The sequence below is a fragment of the Paenibacillus sp. OT2-17 genome (assembly GCF_009827695.1).
Classification (GTDB): Bacteria; Bacillota; Bacilli; order Paenibacillales; family Paenibacillaceae; genus Paenibacillus; species Paenibacillus polymyxa_B.
The window spans coordinates 1-1,021 of record NZ_WUDQ01000881.1 but is presented as its reverse complement, the minus strand read 5'-3'; the positions used below and the strand labels follow the sequence as shown (position 1 = coordinate 1,021).

Sequence of the window (1,021 nt, the reverse complement as noted above, 5' to 3'; positions counted from 1 at the left end):
GAATAAGACTGTTCCGTTGATCGCCATTCTATTGATGAGCTGTTACGTATCCTCTCATGGACTGGAAAGAACTCTCCGTTTCATTGTGATTACTTTTCTCGGTACCATATGGCTCACCCTCTGCTATCTTCCTTTTTATTTCCCGCCGGTCGCAGATTATAAACAACTGTATCCCTTGATACCGCTCCACCCGCCGCTGGACTCCTGGAGAGGTATTGTCATCTGCTGGTCGGCATTGTCGGGTCCGGAGTATCTTATCTTTTTAGTGCCATGGCTGAAGCCGGATCGAAAAACGATTAAACACCTGACCATCGCTAATCTATTCACTATACTTGAGTATTTGCTTTTTTTTGTTGCCACTGTCCTCTATTATGGACACGAGTATTTGAAAACGGCCGGGTATTCGGTAATCAATATGATCAGTTACCTGCAATCACCTATATTCGAACGGATTGAAATCCTTCTAATTTCTTTTTTTATGTTTAACGTCGTCTTTGCCGTCTCGCTGTTTCTGTTAATGTTCTATGGTGCCCTGCAGATCACGGCAGGAAAAACTCTCGAAAAAAACAGCCGGTTCGGATATTTAGCAAGCTGCTTCCTTATGGGCACCCTCCTTGTCATTGCAAACGAAAAGCTCTGGAAAGCCGATACACTCCAGAACCTTTGGCCCGGATTTTTTATGTACTCAGAAGCGGCTACCTTTCTTTTGGTTCATATACTTTTGCTGATCGCAATGCGGCGGAAAGGAAATACATATATATGAAACTACGGAAAGCATCGCTTATCATCCTGACATTGTTATTAAGCTTGCCGCTAATGACGTCTTGTGCATCGCTTACCGAGAACAATACCATCGAAGAAATTGCCCCTGTGACCTTTCTTTCTCTCAGCGAAGGCAGCGAAGGTAAAATCAAAATCAGCACACTGGCACCTCCGCTTACCCATGATTCCAAAAAGCTGGTTACTAAAGAGGTGCATATGCTCGAAGAAGGCAGAAAGTATCTCAGCCTTAATTATTTCC

1 protein-coding gene and 1 pseudogene are annotated in these 1,021 nt (G+C 43.8%); both read left to right on the top strand.

Annotation, left to right across the window (positions count from 1 at the left end; translation table 11 throughout):
• On the top strand, nucleotides 1–763 hold a 763-nt coding region (locus GRP75_RS27885), incomplete at its 5' end, for a GerAB/ArcD/ProY family transporter (RefSeq protein WP_160790994.1).
• Nucleotides 760–1,021: pseudogene (locus GRP75_RS27880) on the top strand (Ger(x)C family spore germination protein); the annotation flags it as partial. The gene GRP75_RS27885 and the pseudogene GRP75_RS27880, both read left to right, overlap by 4 nt.